This is a genomic window from Chryseobacterium geocarposphaerae, from assembly GCF_002797535.1.
GTDB lineage: Bacteria > Bacteroidota > Bacteroidia > Flavobacteriales > Weeksellaceae > Chryseobacterium > Chryseobacterium geocarposphaerae.
Genome location: NZ_PGFD01000001.1, coordinates 965,450 through 983,758 on the forward strand (window position 1 = coordinate 965,450; position 18,309 = coordinate 983,758).

At 35.0% G+C, this 18,309-nt stretch carries 18 protein-coding genes; 12 read left to right on the top strand and 6 right to left on the bottom strand.

What is annotated here, in order from left to right:
• The first annotated feature begins 108 nt into the window (after window positions 1-108).
• The 8 genes from hisG (at window position 109) to hisIE (ending at window position 7,071) form a co-directional block, all read left to right on the top strand.
• Window positions 109-966, top strand: coding sequence for an ATP phosphoribosyltransferase (gene hisG, locus CLV73_RS04230; RefSeq protein WP_100375619.1), 858 nt, complete (start codon window positions 109-111; stop codon window positions 964-966).
• A 1-nt stretch (window position 967) separates the two neighbouring features.
• Window positions 968-2,260 (top strand): histidinol dehydrogenase, encoded by a 1,293-nt coding sequence (gene hisD / locus CLV73_RS04235; RefSeq protein WP_100375620.1) that lies wholly within the window; start codon window positions 968-970, stop codon window positions 2,258-2,260.
• Window positions 2,247-3,281, top strand: coding sequence for a histidinol-phosphate transaminase (gene hisC / locus CLV73_RS04240; RefSeq protein ID WP_100375621.1), 1,035 nt, complete (start codon window positions 2,247-2,249; stop codon window positions 3,279-3,281). Before hisD ends, hisC begins: the two co-directional genes overlap by 14 nt.
• Window positions 3,282-3,342: 61 nt before the next feature.
• Window positions 3,343-4,437, top strand: a complete 1,095-nt coding sequence (gene hisB / locus CLV73_RS04245; protein ID WP_100375622.1) for a bifunctional histidinol-phosphatase/imidazoleglycerol-phosphate dehydratase HisB — start codon at window positions 3,343-3,345, stop codon at window positions 4,435-4,437.
• A gap of 1 nt (window position 4,438) precedes the next feature.
• A complete protein-coding gene (gene hisH / locus CLV73_RS04250; RefSeq protein ID WP_100375623.1) occupies window positions 4,439-5,017 on the top strand; it encodes an imidazole glycerol phosphate synthase subunit HisH in 579 nt (192 codons plus the stop codon).
• 2 nt (window positions 5,018-5,019) lie between these two features.
• Window positions 5,020-5,742 carry a 1-(5-phosphoribosyl)-5-[(5-phosphoribosylamino)methylideneamino]imidazole-4-carboxamide isomerase gene (gene hisA, locus CLV73_RS04255; protein ID WP_100375624.1) on the top strand — a complete coding sequence of 241 codons (723 nt, stop codon included), beginning with the start codon at window positions 5,020-5,022 and terminating at the stop codon, window positions 5,740-5,742.
• On the top strand, window positions 5,735-6,487 hold the full coding sequence (gene hisF, locus CLV73_RS04260; protein ID WP_100375625.1) for an imidazole glycerol phosphate synthase subunit HisF: 753 nt from the start codon (window positions 5,735-5,737) through the stop codon (window positions 6,485-6,487). The genes hisA and hisF overlap by 8 nt, the downstream gene beginning before the upstream one ends.
• On the top strand, window positions 6,484-7,071 hold the full coding sequence (hisIE, locus tag CLV73_RS04265) for a bifunctional phosphoribosyl-AMP cyclohydrolase/phosphoribosyl-ATP diphosphatase HisIE (protein ID WP_100375626.1): 588 nt from the start codon (window positions 6,484-6,486) through the stop codon (window positions 7,069-7,071). Before hisF ends, hisIE begins: the two co-directional genes overlap by 4 nt.
• A 53-nt stretch (window positions 7,072-7,124) precedes the next feature.
• Here hisIE and CLV73_RS04270 read toward each other — a convergent pair whose 3' ends face one another.
• From CLV73_RS04270 to CLV73_RS04295, 6 genes are all read right to left on the bottom strand, one after another.
• The gene (locus tag CLV73_RS04270; protein ID WP_100375627.1) at window positions 7,125-8,291 is read right to left on the bottom strand and encodes a M28 family peptidase; all 1,167 of its coding nucleotides are present in this window, start codon (window positions 8,289-8,291) and stop codon (window positions 7,125-7,127) included.
• Between the two features lie 104 nt (window positions 8,292-8,395).
• The gene (rplT, locus tag CLV73_RS04275; protein ID WP_100375628.1) at window positions 8,396-8,740 is read right to left on the bottom strand and encodes a 50S ribosomal protein L20; all 345 of its coding nucleotides are present in this window, start codon (window positions 8,738-8,740) and stop codon (window positions 8,396-8,398) included.
• Between the two features lie 121 nt (window positions 8,741-8,861).
• Window positions 8,862-9,059, bottom strand: coding sequence for a 50S ribosomal protein L35 (gene rpmI / locus CLV73_RS04280; RefSeq protein ID WP_034676300.1), 198 nt, complete (start codon window positions 9,057-9,059; stop codon window positions 8,862-8,864).
• A 223-nt stretch (window positions 9,060-9,282) separates the two neighbouring features.
• Window positions 9,283-9,783, bottom strand: a complete 501-nt coding sequence (gene infC / locus CLV73_RS04285; RefSeq protein WP_185116753.1) for a translation initiation factor IF-3 — start codon at window positions 9,781-9,783, stop codon at window positions 9,283-9,285.
• A gap of 149 nt (window positions 9,784-9,932) precedes the next feature.
• On the bottom strand, window positions 9,933-11,870 hold the full coding sequence (gene thrS / locus CLV73_RS04290; protein ID WP_100375630.1) for a threonine--tRNA ligase: 1,938 nt from the start codon (window positions 11,868-11,870) through the stop codon (window positions 9,933-9,935).
• Window positions 11,871-12,180: 310 nt separating this feature from the next.
• On the bottom strand, window positions 12,181-13,725 hold the full coding sequence (locus CLV73_RS04295; protein WP_100375631.1) for a hypothetical protein: 1,545 nt from the start codon (window positions 13,723-13,725) through the stop codon (window positions 12,181-12,183).
• Window positions 13,726-13,872: 147 nt separating this feature from the next.
• Here CLV73_RS04295 and CLV73_RS04300 point away from each other — a divergent pair, with 147 nt between their 5' ends.
• The 4 genes from CLV73_RS04300 (at window position 13,873) to leuB (ending at window position 18,277) form a co-directional block, all read left to right on the top strand.
• The gene (locus CLV73_RS04300) at window positions 13,873-15,036 is read left to right on the top strand and encodes a 2-isopropylmalate synthase (protein WP_100375632.1); all 1,164 of its coding nucleotides are present in this window, start codon (window positions 13,873-13,875) and stop codon (window positions 15,034-15,036) included.
• A 30-nt stretch (window positions 15,037-15,066) separates the two neighbouring features.
• Entirely contained in the window at window positions 15,067-16,449 is a 1,383-nt protein-coding gene (gene leuC / locus CLV73_RS04305; protein ID WP_100375633.1) for a 3-isopropylmalate dehydratase large subunit, read from the top strand.
• Window positions 16,450-16,566: 117 nt separating this feature from the next.
• Window positions 16,567-17,166, top strand: a complete 600-nt coding sequence (gene leuD, locus CLV73_RS04310; RefSeq protein WP_100375634.1) for a 3-isopropylmalate dehydratase small subunit — start codon at window positions 16,567-16,569, stop codon at window positions 17,164-17,166.
• Window positions 17,156-18,277 carry a 3-isopropylmalate dehydrogenase gene (gene leuB / locus CLV73_RS04315; protein WP_100375635.1) on the top strand — a complete coding sequence of 374 codons (1,122 nt, stop codon included), beginning with the start codon at window positions 17,156-17,158 and terminating at the stop codon, window positions 18,275-18,277. The genes leuD and leuB overlap by 11 nt, the downstream gene beginning before the upstream one ends.
• Window positions 18,278-18,309 lie beyond the last annotated feature (32 nt).

Consider the following 18,309-nt stretch of genomic DNA (forward strand, 5'->3'; position numbering starts at 1 on the left):
TAATTAAAAACCGTCTGAGTAAATAGACGGTTTTTTTGTTTCTAAATTTATCCCGGGAAATTTTTTCAATTCAACCATTTTTATTTGCTCAGACCCAACAAAAGTGAAATGAGTAAATTAAAAATAGCCATACAAAAAAGCGGACGGCTTTACGAAGAATCTCTTCAGCTTCTCAAAGACTGTGGGATTTTCATCAACAACGGAAAAGATCAGCTCAAAGTTTCTGTAGACAATTTCCCGATGGAAATCATGTATCTGCGTAATTCCGACATACCTCAATATCTGGAAGACGGAGTAGTGGACATTGCCATTGTCGGGGAAAATCTTTTAGTCGAAAAACAAAAAAATATTGAAATCATTCAGCCTCTTGGGTTTTCAAAATGCAGGATTTCTCTGGCCATTCCAAAGGAAATTGAAACAGATGATATCAATTATTTTCAGGGAAAAAAGATTGCTACCTCTTATCCAAATACCCTTAAAAACTTTCTTCAGAAAAATAATGTTTCAGCCGATATCCACATCATTTCTGGCTCAGTAGAAATAGCTCCCAATATCGGTCTTGCCGATGGAATCTGTGATATTGTAAGCTCAGGAAGCACCTTATTTAAAAATGGCTTGAGAGAAACCATAACACTTTTAAAATCAGAAGCTGTACTGGCAAAAACATCACAGTTAAGCCCGCAAAAAGTATCCATTTTAGAAAAATTTTCATTCAGAATCAAAGCGGTCCTAAAGGCGAAAAACTCAAAATATATCCTGATGAATGTTCCGAATGAGAAGATTGAACTCATTTCCAAAACACTCCCTGTTCTTAAAAGTCCTACTGTAATTCCATTGGCAGAAAAAGGGTGGAGCAGCATTCATTCGGTGATTGATGAAGAACGTTTTTGGGAAGTCATAGACGAACTTAAAGAAAAAGGAGCTCAAGATATTTTAATAATCCCAATCGATAAAATGGTCATTTAATATGCAAATTAATAAATATCCTGAAAGAAAATCATGGTCGGAACTGATAAAGAGACCGGTTATTAAGCGTGAAGAAATCACAGAAATTATATCTCAAATCTTCCAAAAAGTTAAAGAAAATGGAGATCAGGCATTAATTGATTTCAATAAAAAATTTGATGGGGCAGAAATTAAAAACATAAAAGTTTCTGAAAAAGAAATCGAAAATGCAGAAAGCCTAATCAGCAACGAATTAAAAGAAGCTATTCAGCAGGCAAAAGAAAATATAACAAAATTCCACGCTTCACAAATTACTGCAGTAGAAAAGATTGAAACTACGAAAGGAGTGGTTTGCTGGAGAGAAAACAGAGCTATTGAAAAAGTTGGAATTTACATTCCCGGAGGAACAGCCCCCTTGTTTTCAACGGTCTTAATGCTTGCTATTCCTGCTCAATTAGCAGGTTGCAAAGAAATCATTCTATGTACGCCTCCGGATAAAAACGGAAATATCAATCCTGCTATTTTATATACCGCCAAGCTTTGCGGAGTGACTCAAATTTTTAAAACAGGCGGAGCACAGGCAATTGCAGCCATGGCATTAGGAACTGAAAGCATTTCCAATGTGTATAAAATTTTCGGACCTGGAAATCAATACGTTGTAGCTGCGAAAGAATTTGCTCAAAACTATAATGTAGCGATTGATATGCCTGCAGGACCAAGCGAAGTGTTGGTCATTGCAGATGAAAAGGCAATTCCGGCATTCTGTGCCGCAGATCTGCTTTCGCAGGCTGAACACGGAAGCGACAGTCAGGTGATTTTTCTTTCCACAGATGAAGAAATTTTTAACCAAACCATTGAAGAAACAGAAAAACAGCTTAAAGAGTTGCCCAGAAATCAATTGGCAAAAGAAGCCTTAAAAAACAGTCATTTCATATTATTAGATACCGTTAATGAAGCTTTGGAACTCAGCAATTTATATGCTCCAGAACACTTGATTTTAGCATTGGAAGACTTTGAAAAGTATATCCCCAACATTCAAAATGCGGGTTCGGTTTTCCTGGGAAATTATTCCTGTGAAAGTGCGGGTGATTATGCAAGCGGAACCAACCACACCCTTCCAACCAACGGATTCGCAAAGAATTATAGCGGAGTTTCTTTAGACAGTTTTGTAAAGAAGATTACATTCCAGAATTTATCACAAAAAGGACTTCAAAATTTAGGAAAAACAATAGAAATCATGGCAGAAGCAGAAGGATTATTTGCACACAAAAATGCCGTAAGTATCAGATTAAAACAAGAAAATGAAAGAGTTTAATATCAATAATTTAGTAAGAAAAAACATCTTAGAATTACAGCCTTATATTAGCTTCAGGGATAACAATGAATTTGTCAATCCTGTTTTACTGGATGCTAATGAAAGTCCTTTTGGTGAGCTGAATCGTTATCCTGATTCTACTCAGAAAATATTAAAGCAGAAGCTTTCTGAGATCAAAAATATTCCTGTTGATCAGATTGCAGTAGGAAATGGAAGTGATGAATTAATTGATTTAATCATAAAGGTTTTTTGTGAGCCTAAAAAAGACTCAATTTTAATGATGAATCCATCGTTTGCAATGTATGGTTTTTATGCTTCTATTAATGAAAATAAAGTCATCAAACTAGATTTAAATGAAAATTTTGAGATCGTAAAAGATGATTTTATTGCCATTTCAAATGATATTAAATGCAAAATATTTTTCCTATGCTCACCAAATAACCCAACCGGAAATTCTATAGAAGACATTGAATTCTACATTCAAAACTTCAATGGTATTGTAGTGGTTGATGAAGCCTATATAGAATTCTCAGGAAAAAAATCATGTACTGAACTATTAGAGAAGTATCCTAATCTGATTGTTCTTCAGACTTTTTCAAAGGCTTGGGGAATGGCTGGAGCGAGGGTCGGGATTGCTTATTCCTCCCAGGAAATTATAAAGTTAATCAACACTGTAAAAGCACCTTACAATGTCAATTTTTTAAGTTTAAATAAAACAATTGAAATCATTAATAAACAAGAAGTTGTAAAATCAAATATAGAAAACACTTTAAATGAAATCGCCTGGCTTAAAAATGAATTTCAGTCTGTAAAATGTATTAAAAAAGTATATCCAACGGATGCCAATTTCTTTCTCATTGAGTTTGAAAACGTAGAAAAAGTCCATGGAAAACTATTGGAAAATGAAATTCTGACCAGCAAAAGAAGTCCACAAATTTCTAACTGTATCAGAATTAATGTCGGAAATCGGGAAGAAAACACTCAATTAATTCAAATTTTAAAACAGTTCGAAACCTTATAGGTTTTAAAAACCTATAAGGTTTGATAAAGTAAAAAAATAACAGATTGACAATTATTTAGAAATGAAAAAAGTATTGTTTATAGACCGCGACGGAACATTAATCATAGAACCGCCAACAGATTTCCAGGTAGATTCTTTAGAGAAACTGGAATTTTACCCGGGTGTTTTTCAAAATCTTTCAAAAATTGCCAAAGAATTAGACTTTGAATTGGTTATGGTAACCAATCAGGATGGATTGGGAACGGAGAGTTTTCCTTATGAAGATTTTATAAAACCTCATGAAAAGATGCTCCAAACGTTAAAAAATGAAGGAATTGTTTTTAGCGATATTTTGATTGATAAAAGTTTTGAAAGTGAAAACTTACCCACCAGAAAACCGGGAATCGGGATGTTGGGAAAGTATATCTACGGAGATTATGATCTTGAAAATTCCTTCGTAATCGGGGATCGGTTGACAGATATTCAGCTGGCCAAAAATTTAGGTTCAAAAGCGATTTTCGTTAATAAGGTTCTGAATGAAAATGCAGAATTAACAACTGAAAGCTGGACTGAAATCTATCAATATTTAAAGCAAATTCCGCGAAAATCTAAAGTCTCAAGAAAAACCAATGAAACCGATATTGAAATTGAAGTCAATCTTGACGGAAGTGGAAATTCCGAAATCTCAACGGGATTATATTTTTTTGATCATATGTTGGAGCAGATTTCGAAACACGGCAATTTAGATCTAAAGATTAAAGTAAATGGGGATTTACAGGTTGATGAGCACCACACAATCGAAGACACGGGAATTGTGTTAGGAGAGGCTATTTTAAAAGCGTTAGGAAAGAAAAAAGGAATTGAAAGATATGGTTTCCTGCTTCCGATGGATGATTGTCTGGCTCAGGTTGCCCTTGATTTTGGAGGACGTTCTTGGTTAGTCTGGAACGCTGACTTTAAACGTGAAAAAATAGGCGATGTTCCGACCGAAATGTTTGAGCATTTCTTTAAATCTTTTACCGATTCTGCTAAATGTAATCTCAACATCAAAGTGGAAGGAGAAAATGAACACCACAAGATTGAATCTATTTTTAAAGCCTTCGCAAAAGCAATCAAAATGGCAGTCAACCAATCTGATCATAATTTTAATTTACCCTCAACAAAAGGAAGTTTATAGCATGATAGCAATTATAAAATACAACGGCGGAAACGTAAATTCTGTACAGAATGCCTTGAACAGACTGGAAGCAGAATCCATCATTACCGATGATTTTGAGCTGATCAGGAAAGCAGATAAAGTAATTTTTCCGGGAGTTGGCGAAGCATCTTCCACCATGAAAAGCTTAAAGGAAAGAGGCTTGAATAAGCTAATTCCGGCATTGAAACAGCCCGTTTTGGGAATTTGCCTGGGAATGCAGCTGATGTGTAAAAATAATGAGGAAGGAAATACAGTAGGAATGGGAATTTTCGATATTAATGTAAAAAGATTTCCTGCAAAAGATGTCGTTCCGCATATGGGATGGAATACCATTTCGGGCATAAACTCAGGGTTATTCTCAGGGGTTGAAGAGAAAAGTGATGTTTATTTTGTTCATAGCTATTATTGTGAACTCTCAGAGAATACAACTTCGGTTTGTGATTATATTTTACCGTTCAGCGCGTCTTTGCAAAAAGATAATTTTTATGCAATGCAGTTTCACCCTGAAAAGTCCGGGAAAATTGGATGTCAACTTTTGAATAACTTTTTAAAACTTTAACCATGAAAATTATCCCTGCAATTGATATTATTGACGGAAAATGTGTACGCCTCTCAAAAGGAGATTACAAAACGAAAAAAATATACAATGAAAATCCGGTAGAAGTAGCCAAAGAATTTGAAAGTTTCGGGATTAAGTTTCTGCACTTGGTTGATTTGGATGGCGCAAAATCCAAGCATATTGTCAATCAGAAAGTATTGGAAAATATTGCTGGAGAAACTTCATTAGAGATTGATTTCGGAGGTGGTTTAAAAACCTTAGAGGATATTGAGATTGCTTTTAATTCAGGAGCAAAACAAATTACGATTGGAAGTATCGCCGTTCAAAACCCTGAATTTTGTTTTGATCTCATTAAAAAGTATGGTTCAGAAAAAATTATTTTAGGGGCAGATTGTGACAACAGAAAAATAAAAACTTCCGGCTGGCTGGAAGAAAGTAATCAGGATGTCATTGATTTTATTCTTAAGTATCAGAAAGAAGGTGTAAAAAATGTAATCTGTACAGATATTTCAAAAGACGGAATGTTGGAAGGAGCTTCAACCGATTTATACAAAGAAATTTTAAGTCAAACTTCCATTCAATTGGTTGCAAGTGGCGGAATTTCGAAGATTGAAGATGTTTATGAAATGAAAGAAATCAGGTGTTCTGGAACAATTATCGGGAAAGCGATTTATGAAGGAAGAATTAAATTAAAAGAACTGCAAAAATTTATTGAAAATGCTTAAGAAGAGAATTATTCCATGTCTGGATATCAAAGATGGAACGACGGTGAAAGGAATCAATTTTGAAGGGTTACGAAACGCCGGAGATCCCATAGAATTAGCAAAAAAATACGAAGAAGAAGGCGCCGACGAATTGGTTTTTCTGGATATTACCGCAACAATCGAAAAACGAAAAACTTTCGCTGAATTGGTGAAGGAGATTGCCCAGGAATTGAGTATTCCTTTTACCGTAGGTGGTGGAATTTCGACCATTGAAGATGTCAGAAAATTACTGGAAGCCGGAGCAGATAAAATAAGCATCAATTCTTCTGTAGTTAAAAATCCGCAGTTAATTTCTGACCTGGCGAAAGAATTCGGAAGTCAATGTATTGTTGTTGCCATTGATACGAAATTTGTCGATAATTCTGATTGGGTTCATGTGAAAGGAGGTCGGGAAATGACCAATTTAAAAACGTTGGATTGGGCAAAAAAAGCAGAAGAATTGGGAGCGGGAGAGATTCTTTTAACTTCTATGGATGGAGACGGAACAAAAAATGGTTTTGACTTGAGAATTACAAAATTGATTTCCGAAAACGTAAATATCCCCGTAATTGCTTCCGGTGGAGCCGGAAAAATTGAGGACTTTGAGGAGGTCTTTAAACACACAAAAGCAACCGGAACTTTAGCAGCAAGTATTTTCCATTTTGGAGAAGTAAAAATCGGAGATTTGAAAGATGGATTGAAAACTAAAAAAATTGCAGTACGATGAACATAAATTTTAATAAAGGTGGAGGTTTAGTTCCTGTTATTATTCAGGATGACAGAACATTGCAGGTGCTCATGTTAGGATATATGAATGAGGAAGCTTTTGAAAAGACAAAAAACGAAGGAATTGTCACATTTTTCAGCCGTTCAAAAAACAAACTTTGGACGAAAGGGGAAGAATCGGGAAATTTTTTAACGGTAAAAAGTATTGATATTGATTGTGATCAGGATACAATTTTAATTAAAACCGTTCCTAAAAATATAGTCTGTCATTCCGGAAGTTTCAGTTGCTTCGGCAACAAAAGCTATAAAGGCTTTCTATATGAATTGGAGGAAAAAATCAACCAGAGAATTGATGAAGAAATTGAAGATTCTTACACGTACTCATTATTTCAAAAGGGAATCAATAAAATGGCCCAAAAAGTAGGAGAGGAAGCTGTGGAATTGGTGATAGAAGCTAAAGACAATAATGATTACTTGTTTAAGAATGAAGCAGCAGATTTACTTTATCATTATTTGATTTTATTAAAAGCCAAGAATATGAGTTTAGAAAATATTGAGGAAATATTACTGGAACGTAACAAATAATATAAAGTATTTGCTGATTTTTTTCGGCGGGCAAAGCCCGCCGAAAAAAATCACTATTTAATTAAGAATTTTCTCACCGCAGTTTTATCTTCTGATTTGATAATGCCTAAATAAGCTCCCTTTTTCAACATTGAAACATTGATCTTTGTTTCATTTTCTGTTTTAAGCAAAGATCTTCCGGATAAATCCGTAATCTCAAAATTAAAATTCCTGATATCCTTAGGAAGCTCAATATTAAGAATATCTTTCGCAGGAATAGGATAAATTCTAACTGCATCAAGTTTATTGATCGTAATATCAGTTGTTCCCAATGTTGTACTAGCAATTGCAAAATGCTGAAGAGCACCCACCGAAGCTTTTCCTACATTATAAACATAAGTAGGATCCACATTCGCAAAAGTATCATTTACCGTATGTTCATTATGACTTCTTACCGTTTCATAAAAGCCGGTGATAATATCTCCTTGGTTTTCAAAAGGCATATAATCTGAAGAATAAGCATTGGACATATTCGTCAGGAGCGGAGAATATAACGTAGTACAAGTTGCCAATTGCTGCGTAAAAGAGAGAGACGCAGCATCATTTCCTGATTGGCCGCTCTGATCACTTTCACAATTAATCGTATTGTTTGTATTTCCAATTTTTCCACCTACCTGATCAATATTAAATACTACACGTAAGTTCAGCTGACGAACATTATTCTGGAATACCACATTATTTACATAGTGAGTACTTCCTACCAATCCCTGTTCTTCCCCTGAAAAGTGAATAAATTTAATAGAGTATTCCGTAGGAACATCTTTCAGGATTCTTGCCGCTTCAAGTATGATGGAAGTTCCGCTTCCGTTATCGCTTACACCAGGTCCTACGATCGTATCATAATGACCACAGATGATAACATAAATATTAGGATATAAAGTTCCTGTTTTCGTAATGATCAGATTTTTCGATGTAGAGCTTCCATAAGTAAAAGAATCTTCCGTAATCTGGCTTGCATTATAGCCAAACGATTGGTATTTTGCTTTTAACCAATTCAAGGCATCAGTATTCGCCGTAGAACCGGTAGTTTTTACTCCTAAATTACCAAACTCTTGCAAAAGTGTCGTAACATTCGTTTGGGAAACCTGATTGGCTCTCGTTTGATAAGCCTGTATAAAACTTTGTGCCTTACTGCAAAACCCGATAATTGATAAAAATAGGAGAGTACTGATCTTTTTCACTGGAAATTCTCGATTTTAAACTTTATTAATAAATGACAAATGTAGATAATAAAAAAATCCCGAGCAAAAAACCCGGGATTTATATTGATAACAAAAATTTTACATTATTTTACTTGATCTACAACTGCTTTGAAAGCTTCAGGGTGATTCATTGCTAAATCTGCTAAAACTTTTCTGTTAAGCTCAATGTTGTTCTTTTTAAGAGCTCCCATAAATTGAGAGTAAGACATTCCGTGCTCTCTAGCTCCCGCGTTGATACGAGTAATCCAAAGTGCTCTGAAGTTTCTTTTCTTCTCTTTTCTACCACGGTAAGCATATTGCATTGCTTTTTCTACCGCGTTTTTAGCTACAGTCCAAACGTTCTTTCTTCTACCGAAAAAACCTTTAGCTTGCTTAAAAATTTTCTTTCTGCGTGCTCTTGAAGCTACGGCATTTACTGATCTTGGCATAATTTAAATTGTTTTTTTGAAATGTGCGGTAAACTGTTTCATTACTCTTAGCTGCTCCATTTCAGGGTTAAATTGTTGAATTTGTTTGAATTCTTATAAACCGAATATAGATTTATAAAAACTACTTAATGGCTAATTGACGTTGAACGCTTTTCTCATCCACTTTAGCTACGTAAGAAGTAGTAGTAAGATTTCTCTTCTGCTTAGTTTCTTTCTTAGTTAAGATGTGGCTTTTGTAAGCATTTTTTCTTTTGATCTTACCTGTTCCAGTAAGAGCAAAACGCTTTTTAGCACCTGATTTCGTTTTTAATTTTGGCATTGTTTTGCTTTTTATTGTTTTGTTATCAATATCTGTCTTGGCTATTCCTAAACATTTCAGGAATAATAGTCTGCAAAATTAAGAAAAAAAAATGAGACTGAAAAAGAAATTTTCCACAACCAAGAATCCAAGATATGTAGAATATACAAAAAAGAGACTTCATTCAGAAATCTCTTTTGTATGATCTTTTCAGCAGTATGTTACTTCTGAAAATTGTTTTGAATTATTTAGCCGGCTTTTTAGGACTCATCATCATAATCATTCTTTTCCCTTCAAGCTTAGGAAGCTGGTCTACTTTTCCTACATGCTCCAATTCCTGAGCAAGTTTCAGAAGTAAGATCTCACCCTGATCTTTAAAGATAATCGAACGGCCTTTAAAAAATACGTAGGTCTTTAGTTTTGAACCTTCTTCAAGGAATTTTTCAGCGTGCTTTTTCTTGAATTCGTAGTCATGCTCATCAGTCTGAGGTCCGAAACGGATTTCTTTTACAACTACTTTTACCTGCTTAGCTTTAAGCTCCTTTTGCTTTTTCTTTTGCTCGTATAAGAACTTTTTATAGTCCAATACTCTTGCAATAAATGGTTCAGCCTTATCGGAAATTACTACAAGATCCAATTCTTGTTCCTGAGCAATCTGTCTTGCTTTGTCAATTGGATAAACTCCCGGCTCTACGTTATCGCCCACTAAACGAAGCTCTCTCACACGAATTTTATCGTTGATCAAGTGAGCGTCCTCTTGTACCGGACGTCTCTGTGGGCCCCTGTTGTTAAATCTTTGTGCTATTGTATTATAATTTTATTGGTTAACTTCTATTTTATTAATCATTCTGAATAAAATTAATTTTAAAAGTATTCGGAATGATATTTTTAGATTTAAGCATTAAACTCAAATCCTGTTTTTGATGCTTCTTTGAAATAAGTAACGAAATCTTCAATCTTCATTACTCCTAAATCACCTTCACCACGTCTTCTTACAGAAATTGTGCCATCATTTTCTTCATTTTCTCCCACTACAATCATGAACGGAATCTTCTTCAATTCTGCATCACGGATTTTTTTACCCGTTTTCTCATTTCTGTCATCAATTAGTCCGCTAATATCGTGATTTTCCAGTAATTGAGAAACTTTTTTAGCATAATCTACATATTTCTCACTGATTGGCAAGATGATAAATTGATCCGGAGCCAGCCATAATGGGAAATCTCCAGCTGTATTTTCAATCAAAATCGCAATAAACCTTTCCATAGAACCAAATGGTGCTCTGTGGATCATTACCGGTCTGTGCTTTTCACCATCGTTTCCTGTATACCAAAGATCGAATCTTTCCGGTAAGTTATAATCCACCTGAATGGTTCCAAGCTGCCATTTTCTGCCTAAAGCATCTTTCACCATGAAATCCAGTTTAGGGCCATAGAATGCAGCTTCTCCGTATTCGGTTACAGTATTTAAGCCTTTTTCAGTAGCAGCCGTTACAATTGCATTTTCAGCTTTCTCCCAATTTTCATCGGTTCCGATATATTTTTCTTTATTATCCGGATCTCTTAATGAAATTTGTGCCGTAAAATCAGCAAAGCCTAATGACCCGAAAACATAAAGAACCAAATCGATCGTTTTCTTAAATTCATCCATCAACTGATCCGGAGTACAGAATAAATGTGCATCATCCTGAGTAAATCCACGAACCCTTGTTAATCCATGAAGTTCTCCACTTTGCTCATATCTGTATACCGTACCAAATTCTGCATATCTTTTTGGTAAATCTCTATAGCTCCATTGCGAAGTTTTGTAGATTTCACAGTGGTGAGGACAGTTCATTGGCTTCAGCAAGAATTCTTCTCCTTCGTTTGGGGTTTTAATCGGCTGGAAGCTGTCTGCTCCGTACTTATCCCAGTGTCCTGAAGTTACATATAATTCTTTTGCTCCAATGTGTGGAGAAATTACAAATTCGTAACCTGCTTTTTTCTGAGCTTCTGAAAGGAAATTCTCTAATTTCTTTCTTAAAGCTGCTCCTTTTGGCAACCATAAAGGTAATCCCTGACCAACTTTTTCAGAAAAAGCAAAAATTCCCAGTTCTTTACCTAATTTTCTGTGATCTCTTTTTTTAGCTTCTTCTAAAAGCTCCAGATATTCTGTTAAATCTTTCTGCTTTGGGAAAGAAATACCGTAAACTCTTGTTAGCTGAGGATTTTTTTCGTTTCCTCTCCAGTATGCTCCTGCTGCATTTAAAACTTTGAACGCTTTTACAATGCTTGTATTCGGAATATGTCCTCCACGACAAAGATCAGTGAAATTGTCGTGAGTTACGAAAGTGATTTCTCCATCATTCAGATTAGAGATCAGTTCCACTTTATAAGGATTATCCGCATATACTTTTAAAGCTTCTTCTTTAGAAACAGGGTATAATGAGAATGTTGAGCCTTTCTTAGCGTTTTCCAACACTTTTTTCTCAATTTTCTCAAAATCTTTATCAGATAAACTCTCGTCACCGAAATCTACATCATAATAGAATCCTTTTTCTATGGCAGGACCAATTGTCAACTTAGCATTAGGATAAAATTCAAGGATAGCCTGCGCCAAAAGGTGGGCAGAAGAATGCCAGAAAGCTTTCTTTCCAAGATCATCATTCCAGGTCAACAATTGTACCGTAGCATCCGTGGTTATAGGTGTGGTCGTCTCTACTTGTTTGTCGTTTACAACTGCGGAGATGGTATTTCTAGCCAATCCCTCGCTTATAGATTTTGCCACATCTAGCGGAGTAACTCCCGCCTCGAATTCTCTGACACTATTGTCTGGAAGTGTAATTTTTATCATTGTTTACTAAGAAATTTTAAGATGCAAAAATACGCATTTTTTAGTTAAAATACTATATCCGCACCTACTTAAACCCAGAATTAATATTAAATAATGAAAAAAATATTTTTAGTATTCTCAATTACAATTTCCATATTCAGTTTTTCCCAGAAAAAATCATCAAAATTTTCAGTGACTTATAACAAAAATATTGAAACCTATTTTCTTGCAGAACCATTAAGTTTAAAGAATATTAAGCCACTTTGATTCAAAATCTATCTTAATAATGAAATCTTAACATTTTCAAAATTAAAGAATTACGTTTAAGAAATCAACGTCTTCTTTTATATCTTACTTTTTCCTTTATAATTTCAATCACATCCACATTTCTTACTTTGGATTTTACCCAACCGTGAATATCTATATAAAACAAAGATCTACGATAATATTCATTCTCAGCAAAAACCTCTAGCTTCTTATCAAATTCTTTAAAGGAATTCAATTGTTTGTCCGGGGTTAAATTATTCAGGTTTTTAAAGAATTTAATGCTTTCAAAATGAAACTCATCCGGCTTTTTCATTTTTTTTGTGAATTTTGAAGCCGCTTTTATAAACTCATCATAATCTTCATCATTACCCGACTCATGTTTTGCCATTAAAATCAGAATTCTTGTATGGAACAGCAGGTCTTCCTGCACATTTCCTTTAGATTCAATGACTTTTAATGAATATTTTATCGACTCTTTAAACTTCTTACTACCAAAAAACATGGCTGCCATTTTCAGGTAAAGAATCATGAAATGATGCTCATCTATTTTATCACGGAATCTTTCCATTTTAAGTTCAATTTCCGGAATCAGCTTAGAGCCGGAAAAGAATTCACCTTTCACAAAGTGAATGTTCATTAAGGTATTATAATAGGTCAGAAAGACAAGTGATTGAATATTTTCATTTTGAGCAAAACTTGAAGAATGAACAATTTCATTAAATTCATTGAAGCTGTCTTCCAGAATATCAATATTTCCATATAAAAACAGGATTTTCAGGAGGTAGGTATTTCCTTTAATGTACCATACAGGATGACTTACAATCATGTCCGGATTTTTGTGAAATAAATCCACCCACTGATAAGCATACTTTAATGTGTATTTATATTCCTGAAGCAATTGGTTCTTCCAGACATGCGCTTTAAAATACCATAATTTCTCAGTAAAATTCAGTTTTTCAAAATTAATCTTCTGAATCTGAGCATTAAATATTTCCATAATTTCAGCTCTGTCTTCATCATTTTTCACATAACCATGCGTCAGCATTTCACTGTACAATTTCAGTGACAGATTGGACAGTTCCGTAGCATAATGGTTTTGTTTACTGATTTCGGTAGACTGTTGGATCAATTCCTCTGCACGACCTTCAATACTTCGCGTAATAAACTGTGATTCAATTACTTTCTCCAGATTTATAATTTCCGAAGCAATACTTTTTTCGTCTAAACCTAAAGCCGATTGTTTCGTTTTATCTAAAATCTTCAGTGCTTGTTTATAAAGTCCTTTCTGATATAAAATATTCGCAAAATCAAGCTGCTCACGGAGTTGTATTCTATAGTTCTGATGACTGGGATTCATTCTTAAACTCACCAAAATCTGTTTATAAAGATGAGCTTTTAGATTTGACAGTTGCTGTTTGGTTGAAATTTTCTTCTCAATAATGATATTTTCATCATATTCCTTCATCTTATCAATCTCTGAAAATAAGAGAAGAAATTTAGCATCCACATTAATCCCGAGACGGTTTACATAGAGCTTGAATTGCCTTTTTTCAGAGGTTGTTAATGACTTAATCAATACAAATAAAAAATCTTTCTGCAATTCTGCCATTGTAAATTTATAGAATTTAAAGCACTGTTATTCAAATAATTAGATTTAAAAATCAATATTTTGAGTATTGTAATTTTTATAGAAACCGAAAATTAAAAACCTTTTCAACTTTCTAGTTTTGAATCAAAATTAAGTAAAAACTTCATTATGAATTCCGAAAAAGTCGAAATTTTTGATACCACATTGCGTGATGGAGAGCAGGTTCCGGGGTGTAAATTAAATACCGAACAAAAATTAATTATCGCTGAAAAACTGGACGAGCTGGGTGTAGATGTTATCGAAGCCGGTTTTCCAATTTCCAGCCCAGGAGATTTTCATTCGGTTTCTGAGATTTCAAAACTGGTAAAAAACGCGAAGGTTTGCGGATTGACAAGAGCCAATCAAAAAGACATCGATACGGCTGCAGAAGCTTTAAGATATGCTAAAAGACCAAGAATACATACAGGAATCGGAACTTCGGATTCTCATATTAAATTCAAATTCAATTCGAACAGGGAAGATATTATCGAAAGGGCTGTTCAGGCTGTAAAATATGCTAAAACCTTCGTAGAAGATGTAGAGTTCTATGCCGAAGATGCAGGAAGAACAGATAACGAATATTTGGCAAAAGTTTGTGAAGCTGTAATCAAAGCCGGAGCTACAGTGCTGAATATTCCAGACACAACCGGATATTGTTTACCCGAAGAATATGGGAAAAAAATAAAATTTTTGAGAGAGAATGTAAATGGCATTGACAAGGCAATTCTGTCTTGTCACTGTCATAACGATTTGGGAATGGCAACCGCAAATTCTATTGCAGGAATCGTAAACGGAGCCAGACAGATCGAATGTACCATCAACGGACTTGGAGAAAGAGCCGGAAATACAGCTTTGGAAGAAGTGGTAATGATTCTCAGACAACATACACACTTAAAATTATATACTGACGTTCAGTCCAAAATGCTCAACCCTATGAGCATTTTGGTTTCTGAATTGATGGGAATGCCGGTTCAGCCTAACAAAGCAATTGTCGGCTCAAATGCTTTTGCCCACAGTTCAGGAATTCATCAGGATGGTGTCATCAAAAACAGAGAAACGTACGAAATCATAGATCCGGAAGAAGTAGGGGTAAATGCATCTACAATTGTCTTAACAGCAAGAAGCGGACGTTCAGCTTTAGCCTACAGATTCAAGCATATCGGTTTTGATGTTACTAAAAACGAGCTTGATTTTTTATATCAGGAATTTCTGAAAGTCGCCGATATGAAAAAAGAAGTCAACAATGATGATTTAAGCTCTATCATCGAAAGAGTGACAAAAAAAATAGGGTAGGATAATTGATTTAAATGTGTTAAAATTAAAATGAACAACGATAAAAAAACTCTTTTTGACAAAGTTTGGGATGCCCACGTTGTAGAAACGATTCCGGACGGACCTCAAATTATATACATCGACAAACATCTGATTCACGAAGTAACAAGTCCACAGGCTTTTGCAGAACTGGAATCCAGAAACTTAAAAATATTCAGACCCAAACAGATTGTTGCTACAGCCGATCACAATGTTCCGACACTGGATCAGGACAAACCGATCCGTGATGATTCTTCTAGAAATCAGGTTGAACAATTAACGGAAAATTGCAGAAAAAATAATATCGAGCTCTACGGATTAGGACATCAATATCAAGGGATTGTCCACATCATTGCTCCGGAATTAGGCGTTACACAGCCTGGAATGAGTATTGTCTGTGGTGATAGTCATACTTCAACGCATGGTGCTTTTGGTTCTATTGCTTTTGGCATCGGGACCAGTCAGGTGGCACAGGTTTTTGCGAGCCAATGTCTACTGCTGAACAAACCAAAATCAATGAGAATTACTGTAAATGGTAAACTCAATAAGAATGTTCAGCCTAAAGATGTGATTTTATATATCATATCAAAAGTAGGAACTGATGGCGGAACAGGATATTTTTGTGAATATGCCGGAAATGTTTTCGAAGAAATGTCGATGGAAGGCAGAATGACTGTTTGTAATATGAGCATTGAAATGGGAGCCAGAGGCGGAATGATTGCTCCTGATGAAACCACTTTCAACTATGTCAAAGGCAGGACTTTCGCTCCAAAAGAAGAAGAATGGGAAGAGAAACTAGAATATTGGAAAACTCTAAAAACAGATGATGAAGCGGTTTTTGATGCAGAATTTTCTTTCGATGCTTCTGAAATTTATCCGATGGTAACTTACGGAACCAATCCTGGGATGGGAATTTCTATCAACCAGAGCATTCCGAATCCGCAAAATGAATCTGAGGAAAAAGCTTTGAAATATATGGGTTTAAAAGCCGGACAAGTTCTTTCCGATATTAAAGTTAATTATGTTTTCATCGGAAGCTGCACGAATGCAAGAATTGAAGATTTCCGTTCAGCAGCCAATTATATTAAAGGAAAAAGCAAGTCAGAACACGTTCAGGCTTTAATTGTTCCGGGTTCTCAACAGGTGGTAAAACAGATTTTTGAAGAAGGATTAGACAAAATTTTCAATGAAGCCGGTTTCCAGATCAGGCAACCAGGATGTTCCGCATGTTTAGCTATGAATGATGATAAAATTCCGGAAGGAGAGTACTGTGTCTCCACTTCCAACAGGAATTTTGAGGGAAGGCAAGGACAAGGAGCCCGAACCATTTTAGCAAGCCCTTTAACAGCTGCAAAGGTTGCCATTGAAGGGAAAATATCAGTTTTTGAAAACTAATGATAAAGTGAATTTATTTCTTCATAAGTGAAAGGTAAGAGGTGAATATAAAAACAATTAAAATTCACCATTGACTTGCAAAGCAAAATTCACATTTCACATTAATAATTTAACACAATGCAAAAATTAGTCATTATAAAATCCCGGGCAATTCCTTTGCCGGTTGAAAATATAGATACAGACCAGATTATTCCTGCCAGGTTTTTAAAAAGTATTGATAAAAACGGTTTCGGAGATAATCTTTTCAGAGACTGGCGTTATAATGTTCATACGAATGAGCCTAATCCCGATTTCGTTTTGAATAATCCGACATACAGCGGTGAAATCCTTGTAGCAGGAAATAATTTCGGTTGTGGAAGCAGTCGTGAACACGCTGCCTGGTCTTTAACAGATTATGGTTTTAAGGTCGTTATTTCAAGTTTTTTTGCTGATATTTTTAAGGGAAATGCTTTAAATAACGGATTATTGCCGGTAAAAGTTTCAGAAGAATTTTTAAAAGAAATCCTGAACGATATTACCGAAAATCCCGAAAAGGAAATTCTGGTAGATGTTGAGCAACAAACCATTACTTTCAACGATAAAAGCGAAAGTTTTGAAATTGATTCGTATAAAAAAATATGCCTGATGAACGGTTATGATGATATTGATTTTTTAATAAGCAGAAAACAGGCAATCCAGGAATTTGAATTAAAGACACAAAAAGTATATGAAAACTGATTTTAAAATTGCCGTTCTTCCGGGAGACGGAATAGGACCGGAAGTGGTGAACGAAAGCATTAAAATTTTAGATGCAATTGCTGAGGCTTTTCACTATAAATTCGAATTTAAATATGGATTGGTGGGAGCAGAAGCCATTTTTAAAACTGGAAATCCGTTACCGGATGAAACTTTAGAAATCTGTAAAGAATCTGATGCGGTGCTTTTCGGGGCTATCGGAGATCCTGCATTTGATAATAATCCGGATGCGAAAGTTCGTCCTGAACAGGGATTATTGAAACTTCGCAAAGAGCTTGGTCTTTTTGCCAACATAAGACCCTTGAAAACATATAATTCTTTGATTGAAAAAAGCCCTTTGAAAAAAGAGATTATTGAAGGAACAGATATTCAGATTTTCAGGGAACTGGTGAGCGGAATTTATTTTGGAGAAAAGTTTACGGATGAAGAAGTAGGGTACGCTTATGATATCTGTAAGTATAACCGTGATGAAATTGCTCCAATTGTTCATATGGCTTTTCAGGAAGCTCAAAAAAGAAGAAAAAAATTAACCTTAATCGATAAGGCCAATGTTTTGGATACTTCCAGATTATGGAGAAAAATCTGTAAGGAAATTGCAACAGAATATCCTGATGTGGAACTTGGTTTCATGTTTGTAGATAACGCAGCCATGCAGTTGATTTTAAATCCGAAACAGTTTGATGTGATTGTTACAGAAAATATGTTTGGGGATATTATTTCTGATGAAGCGAGTGTAATCGGAGGTTCTATCGGCTTACTTCCGTCCGCTTCTATTGGAAATGAAAATGCTATGTTTGAACCTATTCACGGTTCTTATCCACAAGCAAAAGGGAAGGGAATTGCCAATCCGATCGCTTCAATTTTGAGTACAGCAATGATGCTTGACTATTTAAAACTGGATCATGCTGCTGAAAAACTAAAAGAATCTGTAGAACATGCTATAGAAAATAAATATGTCACCATCGATCTCAATGCAGAACAGCCTTATTCAACCGATGAAGTAGGAAGTTTCATTGCAGATTATATCAAATATTCTGAAAAAACATATTATAATTTCGAGAATGTAAAACTTGGAAAATCTACAATCGTGTAATAAAGTGATCTGTCAATTTTGCTTCGTGAGTC